This is a genomic window from Streptomyces sp. NBC_00075 (genome assembly GCF_045041225.1).
GTDB classification, from domain to species: Bacteria; Actinomycetota; Actinomycetes; order Streptomycetales; family Streptomycetaceae; genus Streptomyces; species Streptomyces adonidis.
This window is the reverse complement of the sequence record NZ_CP108243.1, coordinates 5,113,952-5,130,258: the sequence shown is the minus strand read 5'-3', so window position 1 is coordinate 5,130,258 and position 16,307 is coordinate 5,113,952. Positions and strand designations below refer to the sequence as shown.

General features: G+C 72.6%; 10 protein-coding genes and 2 pseudogenes. 4 read left to right on the top strand and 8 right to left on the bottom strand.

The annotated features are described in order from the left end of the window. Positions 1-921, bottom strand: coding sequence for an amidohydrolase family protein (locus tag OG787_RS22265; RefSeq protein ID WP_405536165.1), 921 nt, complete (start codon positions 919-921; stop codon positions 1-3). A gap of 5 nt (positions 922-926) precedes the next feature. After that, positions 927-1,952, bottom strand: a complete 1,026-nt coding sequence (locus OG787_RS22260; protein WP_405536164.1) for an amidohydrolase family protein — start codon at positions 1,950-1,952, stop codon at positions 927-929. Between the two features lie 170 nt (positions 1,953-2,122). Here OG787_RS22260 and OG787_RS22255 point away from each other — a divergent pair, with 170 nt between their 5' ends. The 3 genes from OG787_RS22255 (at position 2,123) to OG787_RS22245 (ending at position 5,535) form a co-directional block, all read left to right on the top strand. Further along, on the top strand, positions 2,123-2,791 hold the full coding sequence (locus OG787_RS22255; RefSeq protein ID WP_405540553.1) for a response regulator transcription factor: 669 nt from the start codon (positions 2,123-2,125) through the stop codon (positions 2,789-2,791). A gap of 10 nt (positions 2,792-2,801) precedes the next feature. Continuing rightward, a complete protein-coding gene (locus OG787_RS22250; protein WP_405536163.1) occupies positions 2,802-4,262 on the top strand; it encodes a sensor histidine kinase in 1,461 nt (486 codons plus the stop codon). A gap of 262 nt (positions 4,263-4,524) precedes the next feature. Further along, a complete protein-coding gene (locus tag OG787_RS22245; RefSeq protein ID WP_369030291.1) occupies positions 4,525-5,535 on the top strand; it encodes a TAXI family TRAP transporter solute-binding subunit in 1,011 nt (336 codons plus the stop codon). A gap of 17 nt (positions 5,536-5,552) precedes the next feature. Here OG787_RS22245 and OG787_RS22240 read toward each other — a convergent pair. From OG787_RS22240 to OG787_RS22215, 6 genes and pseudogenes are all read right to left on the bottom strand, one after another. Continuing rightward, a pseudogene (locus OG787_RS22240) lies at positions 5,553-6,257 on the bottom strand (sensor histidine kinase); the annotation flags it as partial. Positions 6,258-6,402: 145 nt separating this feature from the next. Beyond that, positions 6,403-7,878, bottom strand: a complete 1,476-nt coding sequence (locus OG787_RS22235; RefSeq protein WP_405540552.1) for an MFS transporter — start codon at positions 7,876-7,878, stop codon at positions 6,403-6,405. Positions 7,879-7,947: 69 nt separating this feature from the next. Beyond that, positions 7,948-8,709: an SDR family NAD(P)-dependent oxidoreductase gene (locus OG787_RS22230; RefSeq protein ID WP_405536162.1), complete on the bottom strand. Its 762-nt coding sequence runs from the start codon at positions 8,707-8,709 to the stop codon at positions 7,948-7,950. 206 nt (positions 8,710-8,915) lie between these two features. Continuing rightward, positions 8,916-9,806: a hypothetical protein gene (locus OG787_RS22225; protein WP_369030294.1), complete on the bottom strand. Its 891-nt coding sequence runs from the start codon at positions 9,804-9,806 to the stop codon at positions 8,916-8,918. 456 nt (positions 9,807-10,262) lie between these two features. Continuing rightward, complete coding sequence (locus OG787_RS22220) at positions 10,263-12,761, bottom strand: LuxR C-terminal-related transcriptional regulator (RefSeq protein WP_405540550.1); 2,499 nt, start codon at positions 12,759-12,761, stop codon at positions 10,263-10,265. Between the two features lie 360 nt (positions 12,762-13,121). Next, positions 13,122-13,580, bottom strand: a pseudogene (locus OG787_RS22215) (ATP-binding protein); the annotation flags it as partial. Positions 13,581-13,611: 31 nt separating this feature from the next. On the opposite strand from OG787_RS22215, the gene OG787_RS22210 reads away from it, so the two are divergent. Next, the gene (locus OG787_RS22210; RefSeq protein ID WP_405536161.1) at positions 13,612-16,281 is read left to right on the top strand and encodes a hypothetical protein; all 2,670 of its coding nucleotides are present in this window, start codon (positions 13,612-13,614) and stop codon (positions 16,279-16,281) included. Positions 16,282-16,307 lie beyond the last annotated feature (26 nt).

Genomic DNA, 16,307 nt, shown 5'->3' with positions numbered 1-16,307 from the left:
TCAGAAGTCCTCGCCGGGCCAGTACAGGCCCATCGGGTTGGCGACCAGGAGCTTGTGCCGCTGCTCGTCGGTGACCGCGATGTGCGGCAGATGATCGACGAGGAGGCCGTCGTCCGGCATGTGGGTGGTCAGGTTGGGGTGGGGCCAGTCGGTGCCCCACAGGACGCGGTCGGGGAACTCCTCGACGACGCGGCGGGCGAAGGGGACGACGTCGGTGTAGGCGTGCCGTTCGCCGTCCAGGGCCGGGGGCCCGGTCACGCTGAGGCGCTCGGGGCAACTCACCTTCACCCACACGTCGTTGGCGTCGACGAAGCGCAGGAACCGGGTGAACTGCGGCCCGTCCACCGGCTGGGTCACGTCCGGTCGGCCCATGTGGTCCACCACCAGCGGAACGGGCAACTCCCCGAAGAAGCCCTCCAGTTCGGGCAGGTCGACGCTCTCGAAGTACAGGACGACGTGCCAGCCCAGCGGGGCGACCTTCCTCGCGATCGTGCGCAGGTCGTCCTCGGGCGAGGCGTCGACCAGCCGCCGTACGAAGTTGAACCGCACCCCGCGTACGCCCGCCGCGTCGAGTGCGAGCAGCTCGCCCTCGGTGATGTCCGGGCGGACGGTCGCGATGCCGCGTGCCCTGCCGTCGGCCGCCCGGACGGCGTCGACCATGGCGCTGTTGTCCGCGCCGTGGCAGGTGGCCTGCACGATGACGTTCCGGGCGACGCCCAAGTGGTCGCGGAGCGTGAACAGTTGGTCCTTCCCGCCGTCGCAGGGGGTGTACTTCCGTTCCGGCGCGAAGGGGAACTCGGCCTGCGGGCCGAAGACATGACAGTGCGCGTCGACGGTCCCGGGCGGCAGCTGGAAAGTCGGCTTCGACGGATTCTCGTACCAGTCCAGCCAGTTGGGGCTCTTCGGAGCAAGCGTGCTCATGCGGCTCACCGGCCCTGGCGCTTCAGCAGCGCGTCCAGGCGGGGGTACACCGCGCGGGCGTTGTGCTCCTGGATCGCCGCCAGGTCGTCCGGGGGGAGCTTCGCCGCCTCGGCGTAGCGGCGCGTGTCGTCGAAGTGGTGGCCCGTGCAAGGGTCGATGTCTCGTACGGCGCCGATCATCTCCGAGGCGAAGAGGATGTTGCGGGCCGGGACGACCTCGTACAGGAGGTCCGAGCCGGGCTGGTGGTAGACACAGGTGTCGAAGTAGACGTTTCCCAGGACGTGTTGCTCCAGCGGAGGCTTCCCGAGCGCCATCGCGAGCCCCCGGAACCGGCCCCAGTGGTACGGCACCGCACCGCCGCCGTGCGGGATGACGAAGCGCAGGGTCGGGAAGTCGGCGAACAGATCGCCCTGGACCAGCTGCATGAACGCCGTGGTGTCGGCGTTGAGATAGTGCGCGCCGGTGGTGTGGAAGGCGGGGTTGACGCTCGTACTGACGTGGACCATCGCCGGGATGTCGTACTCCACCATCTTCTCGTACAGCGGGTACCACGAACGGTCGGTGAGCGGCGGCGCGGTCCAGTGGCCGCCCGAGGGGTCGGGGTTCAGGTTCACCGCCACGGCGCCGAACTCCTCGACGCAGCGGGTGAGTTCGGGGATACAGGTGGCGGGGTCGACGCCGGGCGACTGCGGGAGCATCGCTGCGGGTGCGAAGCGCTGCGGGTACAACTCGCTCACCCGGAAGCAGAGTTCGTTGCAGATGGCCGCCCAGGCGGCCGAGGTCTCGAAGTCCCCGATGTGGTGCGCCATGAACGACGCGCGGGGCGAGAAGACCGTCACGTCGATGCCGCGTTCGTCCATCAGCCGCAGCTGGTTCGGCTCGATGGTCTCGCGCAGTTCGTCGTCGCCGATGCGCAGATCGGTGCGGGTGGGGGTGGCCGAGGGGTCGGTGAGGGAGGCGATCTGCCGGTTCCGCCAGGCCTCCAGGGAGGGCGGGGCGGTCGTGTAGTGACCGTGACAGTCAATGATCATTACGGCGTCCTTCTCAGGCTGTGCTGGGTGCCGTGCAGCCTGACCCCGCCCCGCACCCGCGGGGGAGAGGACCGAACGCAGAACTAACCTCCCCTTAACACTCCGGCGGGCGCGCGGCCGGTGTGGTCTACATTCGGCTGCGAACCGTGGCCGAGGAGGAGGTGGACAGGGTGCAGATTCTGCTGGCCGAGGACGACGACGGCGTGGCCTCGGCGCTCGTCGAGGTCCTGTACGACCACGGTCACGTCACCAGACGCGTCCGCTACGGCAGGGACGTACTGACCTACCACCGCAGCTCCGACCTGCTCCTTCTCGACCTGGGCCTGCCCGACACCGACGGTCTCGACGTGCTGCGCACCCTGCGGGCCGTGAGCGACATGTCGGTCGTGGTCCTCACCGCGCGCGGCGACGAGCGCTCGGTCGTACGCGGGCTGCGGCTCGGCGCCGACGACTACCTCGTCAAGCCGGTACGTCTCGCCGAGCTGCTGGCCCGCATCGACGCAGTCACCAGACGGCGCGCGGCCAAGAGTGCTTCCGCCGTACGGACGGTCCGCGCCGGCGACGTGGAGGTGGACCTCGACGCACGCCGGGTCCGGGTCGGCGGGGCGGAGGTCGAGCTGACCGCCAAGGAGTTCGCCATCCTCGCCGTGCTGGCCGGACGCGCGGGCACCGCGGTCAGCCGCGAGCAGCTGCTCGACGAGGTGTGGGGCGACGCCTCCCACACCGTGTCCCGCTCCCTGGACGTCCACCTCACCCAGATGCGCGCCAAGCTGCGCCGCCCCGAGCTGCTCACCACGATCCGGGGCTTCGGCTACCGCTTCGGGGACGACGGAAGCTGAGAGGCGAGGCGTGCGCACCCGGGTCCAGGCCGCGCTACTGCTCTTCGTAGTGATCGCGGTGGCCGCGTTCGCCGTACCGCTGCTGCTGTTCACCGCGTCCGACCGCACCCAGCAGCTGGTCCTCGCCCGCAGCGCCGACCTCGACCGCTTCGCGTCCCTCATGGACCAGGCCGCGGCGACCGGCGACACATCGGCCGTCGTCGCCGAGGCGCGGCGCTACACCCAGCTGTACGGCGAACCCCTCGTCGTCATCGACACCCACCGCAGCCCGGTCGTCCAGACCGGCGGTATGCGGGCCGCCGATCCCGCCGTGGCCCGGCTGCTCGACGCGGCGCTGCGCAACCAGGCCGAGCATCCCGGGGGCGCGCTGCGTCCCTGGTCACGCGGGTCCCGGATGTTCGCCGAGCCGGCCGGCACGGGCACCCGGGTCTCCGGGGCGGTCGTCCTGCGGGCCTCGGTGGGCACCGCGGCGGACGACATCACCCGCCGCTGGGCACTCGTCCTCGCCGGTACGGCCCTGGTCGCCGTCGCCTGTACGGTCCTGGCCCGGGCGGCGACAGGATGGGTGGTCAGTCCACTGCGCCGCCTCGACCGGGCGGTCGGGCAGCTCGCGGCCGGTCTCCCGCCGGAACAGACCCGGGCCGGCGGCCCGCCCGAACTGCGCCAGCTCGCGACCGGCTTCAACCGCATGGCCCGTACGGTCACGGCGGCCCTGGAGCAGCAGCGCAGGCTGGTAGCCGACACGTCCCACCAGATGCGCAACCCCATGGCGGCACTACGCCTGCGCGTAGACGCCCTGCACACCCACCTCCCCGCGTCCGCCGACCGCACGTACACGGGGGTCACCACCGAGCTGGACCGCCTGGAAACCCTCCTCGACGACATGCTGGCCCTCGCCACCGCCGAACACCGGGCGGGCGAACTGACGGTGACCGACGACTCGGACGCGAGCTGCGACGCGGCGGCGGTGGCGCGGGCCCAGTACGGCCTGTGGGAGCCGGTAGCCCACGGCGCCGGAGCCCACCTGACCCTTCAGACGGCCCCGTCCCCGTCCCCGGCGGCCTGCACGGACCGCGAACTCGCCCAGATCACGGACATCCTGCTGGACAACGCGATCAAGTACGCGGGGCCGGGTGCCGAGATCACCCTGAGCTGTACGACGGAGGGCCCGGTCACAGTCCTCACGGTGACGGACGACGGCCCCGGCCTCGGCACGGAGGAACTCGCCCTGGCCACCACGAGATTCTGGCGCGCGGGCCGCCAACGGCACGAAGGCACAGCGGGCACGGGGCTGGGCCTGGCCATCGCCGAACAGCTGCTGGCAGGGCGGGGCGGCCGACTGGAACTGGGGGCGGCGAAGCCACGGGGGTTGCGGGCGAGGGCGGTTGTGCCGCGGGCGATGTCCGACGGGGTGGACGGCGTCCGCGGTGGCGGTGGTGGCGCCGGTTGCAGCGACGGGGGTGCGTGGTGAACGGGCGCGTCGGGGCTTGTCGGTCGGGGGTGGGGCGGGGTGTTGCCGGTTCGGGCACGGGCACGGGCACGGGCACCGGCTTCGGCCTGGTCGGTCGTACCGCGTGTGGTGACCGTCGGGGGTGTGTGGTGAACGGCGGCTCCGGGGCTTGTCGGTCGGGGGTCGGGTGGGGCGCTTCCGGTCCCGGCAGCGGCAGAGGCACCGACTTCGGCCCGGGCCTCCCCGGGGCCACCGTCCCGGGGAACCCGCACGGTGGTGCGCGATGACCCGTGCCCGTCCCCACCCCCGCCCCGTCGACCGCCGTACCCTCCTCCACGCCGGCCTCGGCGCGGCAGCCGTAGCCGTGCTCGGCGGCGCGCTGACCGGCGACGTCTCACGGCAGCGTCCCGGCCCGAGTGGTGTTCTGCGGTTCGCGACCGGGGAACCCACGGCGTTCTACGAGGCGTTCGGCCGCCTCCTCGCGGCGGAGGTCGAAACGGCGTACCCCCGCCTGCGCTGCCGCGTCCGCACCACTGCGGGCAGCGTCGCCAACATCGAGCTGCTGCGCGACCGTCGCGCCGATCTCGCCCTGGTCCTCACCGACACCGCGCGGGCGGCCCAGGGCACCGCCCTCTTCCCGCGCCCGGTGCCCCTGCGGGCGATCGGCCGGGTGTATGAGACCTACCTACAGTTCGTCGTCCGCGCCGACTCGCCCGTGCGTGCGGTGTCCGACCTGGCCGGGCGTACCGTCTCGCTCGGCGCGGTCGGATCCGGCGCGGCCGTGCTCGGCGAACGGATCCTGCACGCCGCGGGCCTTGCCCCCGGCGCAGACGTCCCCGTACGGCATCTCCCGCTGGCCGACGCGGCCGACGCGATGCGGGCGGGGTCGGTCGATGCCCTGCTGGTCGCGGGCGGTGTGCCCCTGCCGGTCCTCTCCGGCCTCGACGAACGCCCCGGCCTGCGGTTCCTGCCGCTGGCCGGTCTGCTGCCCGGGCTCGGTGGCCGCGACGGCCTGGCCGGCTCCGGTCTGGAGGAGGTGTCGTTGCCGCAGAGCGCGTACCGGACAGCGGGCGGAGTCGCCACCATCGGCGTGTCCAACCTGCTGGTGTGCCGCCCCGACCTGCCCCGCACCGTCGCAGACGCGCTGACCCGCCTGCTGGTCCTCCGCGCCACCGCCCTCGTCCCCGACAACGCCGTCGGCACCCAGTTCCTCGACGTCGGCAGCCTGATCGGCACGGGCGGCATCCCCCTGCACCCCGGTGCGGCAGCGGCGTACCGCTCACTGCACGGCTGACGTCTCCCCGGCTCAACTCACCACACGCACGGCAGCTCCACCTCGATCACGGTCGGGCCCCCGGCGGGGCCGCTCACCGTCACCGTCCCGGCCAGCGCGGCGACCCTGCGGCGGACTCCCAGCAGACATGGGCCGTCGGTCTCCTCCGTAGCTCCCCTCCCCTCGTCCCGTACGACGACCCTCAACCGGGCACCCAGCCGCGCGAGCCGGACCGAGGCCCGTCGGGTTCCGCGTCCGGCGGCGAGCGCCAGGGTCTCGGCCACGACGTAGTACGCCGCCGCCTCGACCGCCGCCGGCACCCGCGGCCCGGCCCCCGGCCTGTCCTCCAGGCCGTCCACGCGCATCGTGACGTCGAGTCCGCTGCTCGCGGCGAGCGCACGTACCGCGCCGACCAGCCCCCGGTCGGTGAGGATCGGCGGGTGGATGCCGCGCACGATGTGCCGCAGTTCCGCCAGTGCCTCCTGGGCCTGCTCCTGTGCGTCCTCCAGCAGCCGGTGCGCGACCTGTGGATCACGGTCGTACGCACGTTGCGCGAGGCCGATCCGCAGGGACAGCGAGACCAGCCGGGCCTGGGTGCCGTCGTGCAGGTCCCGTTCGATACGGCGCAGTTCGGCGCTGTGCGCCGCGACGGCCCCCGCCCGGGTCGAGGCCGGCTCGACGAGTACCGGCTCGACGAGCCGCGCCTTCGGTCGGACGGTCTTGAGCTTGAGCAGGGCTCTGCTGAGGACGACGGTACTGGTACTGGTCCTGGTCCTGGTCACGAGCTCGTTCCCTTCGGCGCCGGGGGCGGGGTCAGGTCGGGGGCGGGGTCGGGGTCGGTGGGGATCCTCCGCCGGGCGACCGCGGGGAGCCCGTGCGCGCGATGTCTCAGGCCTTCGCCCGGGTGGCCTCCGCGGCCTCCGCCGCGCCGTCGGCCGCCGGCTCCTCCTGCGCGGTGGTGCGCCGGGCCGGGATGAAGGAAGCGACGGCGAAGGCGAGGACGGCCGAGCCCGCGCCGATGGCCATGACGACCTTGAAGCCGTTCTCGGCGGGCAGCGGATAGCCGCCGAAGTCGGTCGTCATCCGGGCGAGGACGACACCGGCGAGGGCCCCGGCGAAGGACGTACCGAGCGACCGCATCAGTGTGTTGAGGCTGTTGGCGGCGGCCGTCTCCGAGGCGGGTACGGCGTCCATGATGAGCGCGGGCATGGCGCCGTAGGCGAAGCCGATGCCCGCGCCGATGGTGCAGGCGATCAGCGTGATGTGCCAGACCTCGGACATCAGCACGAGGCTCAGGCTGTAGCCGCAGGCGACGATGACGGCGCCGCACATCAGCGTGGTCTTCGGGCCCTTGGCCCTGGTGAGGCGCGCCGACACGGTCGACATCGTCATCATCACCAGGCCCTGCGGAGCCAGGACCAGACCGACGGCCAGCATGGACTTGCCCAGGCCGTACCCGGTGCCCTCGGGCAGCTGGAGCACCTGCGGCAGCACCAGGGACATCGCGAACATCGAGAAGCCGAACGCCACCGAGGCGAGGTTGGTGAACAGCACCTGGCGGCGGGCGGTGGTCCGCAGGTCGACCAGCGGCTGGCCGGTGCGCAGCTCGTAGAGGCCCCAGGCCGGCAGGACGAGGACCGCGGTGGTGAACAGACCGAGCGTGGCGGGACTGGCCCAGCCCCAGTCGCCGCCCTTGGAGACGGCCAGCAGCAGGGAGACCAGACCGGCCGCCAGCCCGAGCGAGCCGACCAGGTCGAAGCGTCCGCCGGTACGGACCGTGGACTCGGGCACGACGACCGTGACGAGTACGGCGGCGAGGGTGCCGAGCGTGGCGGAGGCCCAGAACAGCAGATGCCAGTCGAACCGGTCGGCGAGAAAGGCGGCGGCGGGCAGGCCGAGAGCGCTGCCGATGCCCAGCGAGGCGCTCATCAGCGCGGTCGACGCGGCGAGCCGCTCGGCGGGCAGGACGTCCCGCATGACGCTGATGCCGAGCGGTACGACGGCGGCGGCCAGCCCCTGGAGGGCACGGCCGACGATCATCGGGACCAGGGAGTCGCTGAGGGCGCACACGACCGCACCGGTCACCAGCAGGGCGAGACTCACCAGCAGCATGCGGCGCTTGCCGTACATGTCGCCGAGCCGGCCGGCGACCGGGGTGGCGACGGCGGCGGCGAGCAGCGTGGCGGTGACCGCCCAGGCGGTGTTCGACGCCGACGCGTCGAGCAGCCTCGGCAGCGAGGGGAGGATCGGGATGACCAGGGTCTGCATCAGCGAGACGACGATCCCGGCGAAGGCCAGCACCGCCACCAGCCCGGCGGCATCGGCGCCCGCTTCGCCGGTCTCGCCGGCCGGCTCGGACTTCATCGTGGCCATGAGGAACTCGCTTTCTGGAACCGCTGGTTTCGCGGGAGTCGAGGGCGGACGGTCCGGCCGTCAGGCGGCGGACCAGCCCTCGTCGACGGGCAGGACGGTGCCGTTGATGTGGGCGGCGGCGTCGGAGGCGAGGAACACGATGGCGGCGGCCTGCTCCTCGGCGGTGGCGATGCGCCCGATGCCGCCGAACCGGGGAGCGAGGACGTTGTCGCCGTGGGTCTCGGGCCGGGCGGCGACCGAGAAGTCGGGCCCGGTGCCGCCGGGGGCGATGGCGTTCGTACGGACGCCGACGCCGACGTAGGTCACGGCGAGCGACCTGACCAGGCCGAGGACGCCGTGCTTGGCGGCGGTGCAGGCGGCCCCGGCGATGCTGCCGCGCAGACCGGCCTCGGCCGCCGTGAAGACGATCGAGCCGTGCCCCTCGGCCATCATGTGCGGCAGCACGGCGCGGGTCAGCAGGAACGGTGCCGTCAGATTGACCTCGATGACGCGGTACCACTCGGCGTCGTCGGTCTCGCTGACGACCGACATCCGGTCCAGGATCGCGGCGCTGTGCACAAGGACGTCCACTCCGCCGAAGGCCTCGACGGCGGTGTCGACGACCCGGTGCACGATCTGCTGGTCGCTGAGGTCCCCGACGACCGCGACGGCCGTGCCGCCCACGTCCGCGACGGCCTTGACGGTGTCATCGGCACCCGCCCGTCTCACGTCCGCGACCAGCACGTACGCGCCCTCTCGCGCGAACCGTACGGCGGCGGCCCGGCCGGCGCCGGACCCGGCACCGGTGACGATGACGCTGTGTCCTTCAAGGCCGGTGCTCATGCGGGGTGCTCCTTCTCGGCCGGCTGTGTCTGCCTCGGACCCGGCGCCGGGGCAGGGGTCGCCCCGGCCGCCGGGCCCGAAGGAAGCGCCGTTCCCCGTCCCCACGGGACGCGGCGCGGTGGGGGCACCCCCGCTCAGGGCGCCCCCGGTCAGAGGGGGTGGGCTATCAGGGAATATCGACAGATATCAGGTGATATCAGTCGGTGTTACGGTCGACGGCCGAGCCTGATCTGGTCCGTCCCGTGGCCGATGTGGGCGACGACGAGCCCGGCGGCCGACACCTCGGCGTACTCGGCGGTGTGGTAGCGGAAGCTCTGCCCGGCGTCCGCGCCCTGTCGTGCCTCGACCGTCCACCGCAGCTCGTGGAAGAAGAACCAGTCGTCGAAGTGCCGCTGGACGACCTCGATCGAGCGGACGGAGTACGCGTCGTAGAAGGCTTCGAGGTGGGCCCGCAGATCGTCCTTGGTGTGCATCTCGGGCAGGGTCCCGGAATGCGACACGTAGTCACGCACACCCCCCTGGATCTCGGGGTGCGCCTTCTCGACGATCGCGTCGACATCGCCCTTGCGGTACGCGTCGAGCAGCGTCCCGTGCAGTTCGGCCACTGAGTACCGGCTGGCCAGCGCCCCGTCGGCCGGGTCTCCCGGCATGCTGTCCTGCTGGGTCCTGCCCCAGAACAGCTCGCCGGTGATGCCCTCGGAGCCCATCGTCGGGAAGATCACGACGACCGGCCGCTCGCTCTCCTCACCGGTCGTCTTGAGGCGCCCGCGACCCCGGCCGCTGACGAACGTGTACCAGGAGGAGTTGATCTCGGCCACGGGACGGATCGCCACCACGGCGGCGAACCGGTGCATGCCGCGGTAGGACGCGGCGATCTCGTCGAACGTGGTGACGATGCGCTGGGTCGGGAGTTCCTTGCCCTCCTCGACCGAGGGGCTGACGGTGTACGCGTAGGGCCCGCTCGGCGCCAGCGTCGCCAGGATGTCGTCGATGATGTCGACGTACTCGGCGTGGACGTGCTTCCACGCGGTCTCCGAGGTCTGCACCAGCAGATCCGACGTCACGAGCAGGTCCTCGACCTTGGCCCGGTCCTTCATGATCTTCCTTTCTGGGGGGCGGGAAGCCCCGAAGATGTGGGGGAGTGGGGGGGTGTGGGGGAGCGGGGGAGGCTCACGAGAGGAGCCGCACGCCACCGTGAGCAGGCGGAGATCCGCTCTGCTGAGGTGGTGAACTCCCCGGTGGGGATGAGAAGTTGATGGCGGATCAGATCCGCGGGGCCATCGAGTCATTGACGCCGATGACGTAGCTGACGTAGCCGACGTCTTGGACGGGTTTGACGTCGATGGGTCGGTCGCCGGCGTCGTGGACGTCGCGCCGGGGCCGGCTAAGGCCGAGAGGGAGCCGCCAGGGCTCGTTCGGCGCCGGGTGGGGGGTGCCGTACCTTCCGTGCTGGTGTGCTGGTGTGCTGTGAGGCGGATGTGCGCCTCTGTCGGACATCCTGGTGGAGTAGTCCACTTGGCCGGAGGGCACGACCGCTTCCCGGGGGGAATCCCTCACGAACGCCGGAGGAGCCCCGCGAGACGGCCTTCCATCACGGCCAGGGCCAGGTCCAGCCGTGAGCGGCAGCCCGTCTTCGCGAACACCTGGGTGAGGTTGTTCTCGACGGTCTTCTCACTCACCTGGAGTTCCCGGCCGATCTGCCGGTTGGTCAGTCCACGTCCGACCAGGAAGGTGATACGCCCTTCGAGCCCGGACAGGCCGACGGAGCTGTCACGATCGGCGTCGTCGGAGGCCGGATCCGTGCCGGAGGCCCGCATCGACTCCGTGATCGTCGTCCGGTGGAGGCCGTCGCCGAGGCTCCGGGCGATGTCGTGGGCCTCCTGGTGCCAGGGACGCGGGTCGTCGGCCAGGAACGCGACGGTCATGCACGCCCGCATCAGTTCGCTCCGCCCGCCGTGCTCGCGCAGGAGGTCCACGGCCGCGTGCGCGCTGACGAGGTCGCGCTCGGCGAAGGCGCGGACGATGAGCGATGCGGCCTGGAGCCCGGTACCGCCGAGCCGGCCGTACCACTCCTCCGACCGCTCACGCAGCCGGGGCAGCACCACCTGACGACCGCCGTTACCCCATTGCGCGAACGCGAGCCGGACGAGCAGCCAGTCGATGCCCACCGAGCTTCCCTCGGCGGCCCGTTCCACCGGCTCCTCGCAGAAGGCCCACCCCAGTTCCCGGCAACGCTCCCACTGCCCGGTCCGGTAGGCGAGCCCCATGCCGGCCCAGGTGCGCAGAGCGGGAAACGGACAGTCGCCCCCCACAAGCCCCAACCCCAGCCACGCGGCACTCCGCTCGAAGTCACCCACGGTCGAGTGCACCTCCGCGGCGATCAGCCGCACGACATGGTGAACGGGGGTCCGGTACGGCCCCGCCAGCTCGAGCGCACGGGCCCCGGACGGAATCCCGGCCCAGTCCCCGTCCCGATAGTCCCGCACGATCCGCGCGTACGCGGCCAGCGGCCCGGTGACGGGTTCGCCGTAGCCCGCGACCCCGACCACCTGCCGGAAGAGCCCGACCGGATCGAGCCGATCGGCACTCGTCCCCTCCACTCGGGGCGGACCGTCCTCGGAGGTCCCACCTGGGCGGAGACAGGAAAAGACGGCCCCGACCTCACCAGCCCGGAGCGGCACCCGCCCGCTGAACCAGCGGTCGGCGAACTCCAGTGCGGGGCTTGCCGGTTCACTGCCGCCCGGTTCACGGGCCGTCGGGTCGGACCGGTCGTGGTCGGCCTCGCTCGGCTGGAGCGGCTCCTGCCCGGTGGCCGAGCGGTCGGTGAACTCCAGCGCGGGGCTTGCCGGTTCATCGGCCGCTGGTTCGCCGCCCGCGGGTTTGTCGGCTGTCGGTTCGTGGCCCGCCGGTTGGCTGGCTGCGGGTTCATCGGTCGCCGGCTTGCCGCTCGCCGGTTCGCGGCCTGCGGGTTTGTCGGCCACCCGTTCGCCGCTCATCGGTCCACCGGCTGTCGGATCGTTGGCAGCCGCTCTACCGCCCGCCGCTCCACCGGCCGCCCGGCCGTCGCCTTCGGCCAGACCCTCACGCACCCCCTCCGCCACCGGGCGCCCGGTGTGTACGGCGGCCAGCGCGGCGTACGCCGCCAACTCCGCACGTCGGCGATCGCCACCGCCACCGCCACCGCCACCGTTGCCGTCGGAGTCGGCTCGCACCGCCTCCGCCACCGCCGCAGCGAGCCCCTCGTAGTCGCCGATCCGCATCAGCAGCGGCAACAGGGTGGCCAGGACGCGCGCGTGCGCCTGGTCGCCCGGCTCGCAGTGCCGTAGGGCGGCCCGGTACCAGCGGGCGGCCATGGTGGAGCAGGTCGGGAGTACCCGTGCGGCCTCGCGCTCCAGGAGCGGTACGGCGGAGGGGGTGGCCGGCAGCGCCGAGCCGGCGAGCGCGATGTGCTCGGCCGTGGCCATGGGGTCCGGCGACGGCACGCGCTCGCCGCGCAGCAGGTGTTCGGCGAGCGCGCGGTGCACCTCGCCCGCCTCGTCCCGGGCCGTGCCGGGCAGTACGGCGGGGACCAGCGCGGGGCAGGGGACGCGCAGGACCCCGTACTCGTCGCAGACCAGTGCTCCGACGGCCACGAGACGGTCCACGGTGTGGCCGCAGGCGGCGAGTTCGTGGCCGGTGGCCGCCGCGAAGTCCGGCAGGTCGTCCATGGCGAAGCGGCCGGCCGAGGTGGTCAGCGCGAGCAACTGCCTGCCCGTGTCACCGCACTCCTCGACCCGCCGCACCAGAGGGTGGTCGACGGGCAGCGCCAATCCGGTCGCGGGGTCGCGCAGACACAGGTGCCCCTGGAACCGGACGAGGCGCCCGTCGAGGCGGAGCGCCTCGAAGGTGTCCAGGACGGTGCCAGGGTTCCCGGCGAGCGGGCCCAGCGCGGAGCGCAGCGCGAGTACCAGGGCCGCGTCCAGCGGCTCGCGTGCGGCGTCGGCCAGCAGGGCGTCGATCCGGTGCTCCGGCAACGGACCGAGGTCGACGACCCGATCCGCGAAGCCGCTCAACGAGGCCACCCCGAGCCCTGAGCCCGACCTCGACCCTGAGCCCGACCTCGACCCTGAGCCCGATCCCAACCCTGAGCCCGACCCCGAACCAGCCCCTGAACCCGACCCCGATCCTGCGCCCGACCCCGATCCCAACCCTGAGCCCGACCCCCAACCAGCCCCTGAACCCGACCCCGATCCTGCGCCCGACCCCGATCCCAACCCTGAGCCCGACCCCCAACCAGCCCCTGAACCCGACCCAGACCCCCACCCCGACCCCACCCCCGTCGGCCAAGCCCCCCACCCGTCCTCCCGATACGTCGCCACCACCGTGCAGCCGACGCGATGGGCCGCCGCCACGATGAGCGCCGGGTCGGGAGCCGCGTGCACGTCGTCGATCAGCACGGCGCCGGGCGCGCTCCCGCTCACGTGTCCGAAAAGCCGTACCAGTTCGGCGAAGAGGGTGGACCGCGCACGGGCGGACCCGTAACTCTCCGGCCGGCACAGCCGGTTCACCGCCGCCATCGCATCGGCCGGCGGCGAATCCCCGAGGTCGGGAAAGGCGTTCCGGAACCCTTTCAGTACCGCACGCGCGCCGAACAGGTCCCACCGCGGAATTGCGGCGGCGGAGCAGTGAATCCGTACGATGCCGGGGCCACGGGAACGCCACGTGCGGTGGATTTCCTTCAGCAGGGTCGTTTTCCCCATGCCGGACTGTCCGCGCACGACCAGCAGCAGAGCGCGTCCGGACACCTCGTCGACCGCCGACAGTTCGGCCTCTCTGCCGGACACGGCCCCACTCCCTGTCGTCACCACCGGTAGGACGCGGCCGGTTAGCATCTGGTTGACCCCCGTTGCTCAGCGAGGATTCATGCACACAGCGCATAGCGTCCCGCCCTACGAACGTGTCGCCGTCGAAACGGTCGCGGCGGTCCACACGCCCGGAACTCCGAATGTCGTCGTGGTGAGCGGGCCCTCCGCGCTCGAACTCGGTTCCGTTCTCGATGAGTTGTCGGCACGCGACAGGAATTTCCGGGAGAAGGCCGTCGGCCCGCCCCCGGAATTGGTGCGCATTTCCTTCGACGATTCTTCACCGAAAATTCCCATGGTCGACAGGTTGCTCCGGCGCGTCGCCGCGGGCGAGAAACGCCCGATGATCCTGGTGCTCAGACATCTCCAGTACCTGTCCCCGGACGAACTGTTCTCCCTGGAACACGTCATCCGCCAGCTCGACGGTACGAACACGCGCTGCGTGTGCACCGTCACGCTGCCCGTGCCCCGCGCCTCCCGCGCCGCGTTCGCCGCCGTGACCGGCCGGCTGCGGCAGGACGGCCTGGTCCACCATGTGAACCTGCGCCCCCTGTCACGGCGCCGGCTCGGCGCCATGATCACCGCCGAGCTGGAGGCCAGGGCCGAGCCGGCGCTGGTCGACTGGCTGTGGGCCCTCACCCGGGGCTGGCCCGCCGCGGCCCGCGCGGTGCTCAGGACTGCCCGGGACCAGGGCCATGTCCGGGTGGTCGACCGGCACGCCCATCTCGTGAGCGGCGGCCCCTGCGCGTGCCCGTCCACCATCGGCGAACTGGTGCTGCCCGTCCGCGAGACGAACGGCCGCTCCTGGCAGGTCGCCAAGGCCGTGGCCGTACTGGGCCCGCTGGGCGAGGCCGTGCCACGGCTGGTGGCCGAGGCCCTCCAGGTCACCGAGCGGGAGGCCCACGACCTGCTCGCGCGGCTGGCCGACGCCGGCGTACTGCGCTATCACCGGTCGGACTCCGCCTGGCAGTACCGGCTGCCACTGGCCGGGGCCGCCGCCGGGGCGTCGCTCGGCCCCTACGAGCGCCGGAGCCTGGCCCGGATCGCCGTCTCCGCGCTCTGGCAGGGCACCGCGCGCTGCGCCGACCCCGGCTACCTCCCCGAGCAGCTCGCCGCCGCCGGACGGCTGGTGGACCCCGAGCGGGCCAGGGCCGAACTGATGGCCGCCGCCGAGCGGTTGGCACGCCACAACGGCGACGCCTACGACGACCACCGCGCCGTACGGTGGCTGCGCGCGGCCGCCGAACTGACCGCGGACCCGGTGGAACGGCCCCGCCTGCTGCTGGAGCACGCCAAGATCTGCCTGGCGCAGGGCAGGCCCGAGGAGGGGCTGAACTCCTTGCGGCTCGTCCTGCGGGCCCATCGCGCCGCCTTGCGTCCGGACCAGCTCCTCGACGTCTGCTTCGCACACCTGGCCGCCCTGTACCGGGCGGGCGAACTCGCCACACTGGAGAAGATCGCGGCCGACGGCACCCTCCAGGGCCACGGCCCGGCCGGACCGCTGGAGCGTGCCCTCACCCGCGGATGCGCCCTGTTGCTGCTCGGCCGCTGGCGTGAGGTCCGCGACCTGCTGGGGGCGGTCCGGCGCCACGACGAGCGCGGTCTGGCCGAATGGAGGGCCGAATTCCTCGTCGCGACGGCGGAGTTGTGGCTGGGCGACAGGGACGGGACGGACCGCAGCACGGCCACCCTGCCCGCCCGCCACCGCGCGGGAGGGGTCACGGCCGCCGAGGTGCACTCCCGGGTCGGCGAGCTGCTGACGCTCGGCGAGATCCGCCGGGCCGAGCAACTCCTCGCCGACACGGGACGTACCCCGGGACAGCTGGGCCTGCCCAGCCGGATGCTCATCGCCCTCCACCGGGGGCGTCCCCGGGAGGCGATGGACCTGGCCCGCCGGAGCGCGGTCACCGGCGTGCACACCTGCGACGCCGTCCAGAGCGCGATGTACCACCACGCGGCGGTCCAGCTGGTGTGCGGCGGCAGACTCACCCGGGCCCGCGAACTCCTCGCGCTGGCCCGTGCCAGACAGCCGATGCTGCCCCATCTGCTCGATTCCGCACAGGCGTTGTGCGACCTGGTCAGGGGAGAGGCCGGACAGGCCCGGTCGCTGCTGCGGGCGGCCGTGGCCCGCGCCGAGTCGGACGGCGTGGTGGCGGGCACCGACCTGCTCTGGCTGCGCGTGGCCGATGTCGCGACGCACGTCGGCAGGCCCGAGGCCCTGACGGAGTGCCTGGCGAAGGCCGAGGTGGTCGCCCGCAGGCTGGGCACCGACCGGGCCGAGATGACCCGCCTCGTCCTGCACGCGGCCGTCCACAGGGACCATGACGCCGCGCGGGCCGCGAGATGCCTGGCCCAGCAGCGGCAGCAGCTCCAGGAGGAGTGCGCCGTACTGGCCCACCTGATCCGCTACGGCATGGGCGATCCGGCGATGGTGCGGGACACGTACGCCATGCTCGGCGAACTGGACGCGCTGATGCCCCGCTTCTGGCTGCGCCCCCTCATGCGCACGTACGGGGTGGCGGTGCCGGGACGGCAGGCCACCGCCGAGGAGAACGAGCGGCTGCTCGCCGTACTCGTCTCCGAGGGACTGACCAACAAGGAGATGGCCAAGATCCTCCGCACCAGCGAGAAGAGCGTCGAGGGACGGCTGTCGAGACTGTTCTCCCACACGGGCCACGGCTCACGGGTCGAACTGGCGATGGCGATGCTCACGGGCCGCCTCCACCTCTGACCACGGCTACCGCTACGGCTACTGCG

What these genes read in the sequence shown, in the direction of transcription:
- OG787_RS22265 (WP_405536165.1), bottom strand. Translation starts at nt 921, where the DNA reads ATGAGCACGCTTGCTCCGAAGAGCCCCAACTGGCTGGACTGGTACGAG.
- OG787_RS22230 (WP_405536162.1), bottom strand. Translation starts at nt 8,709, where the DNA reads ATGAGCACCGGCCTTGAAGGACACAGCGTCATCGTCACCGGTGCCGGG.
- OG787_RS22225 (WP_369030294.1), bottom strand. Translation starts at nt 9,806, where the DNA reads ATGAAGGACCGGGCCAAGGTCGAGGACCTGCTCGTGACGTCGGATCTG.
- OG787_RS22210 (WP_405536161.1), top strand. Translation starts at nt 13,612, where the DNA reads ATGCACACAGCGCATAGCGTCCCGCCCTACGAACGTGTCGCCGTCGAA.
- OG787_RS22235 (WP_405540552.1), bottom strand. Translation starts at nt 7,878, where the DNA reads ATGAAGTCCGAGCCGGCCGGCGAGACCGGCGAAGCGGGCGCCGATGCC.
- OG787_RS22245 (WP_369030291.1), top strand. Translation starts at nt 4,525, where the DNA reads ATGACCCGTGCCCGTCCCCACCCCCGCCCCGTCGACCGCCGTACCCTC.
- OG787_RS22260 (WP_405536164.1), bottom strand. Translation starts at nt 1,952, where the DNA reads ATGATCATTGACTGTCACGGTCACTACACGACCGCCCCGCCCTCCCTG.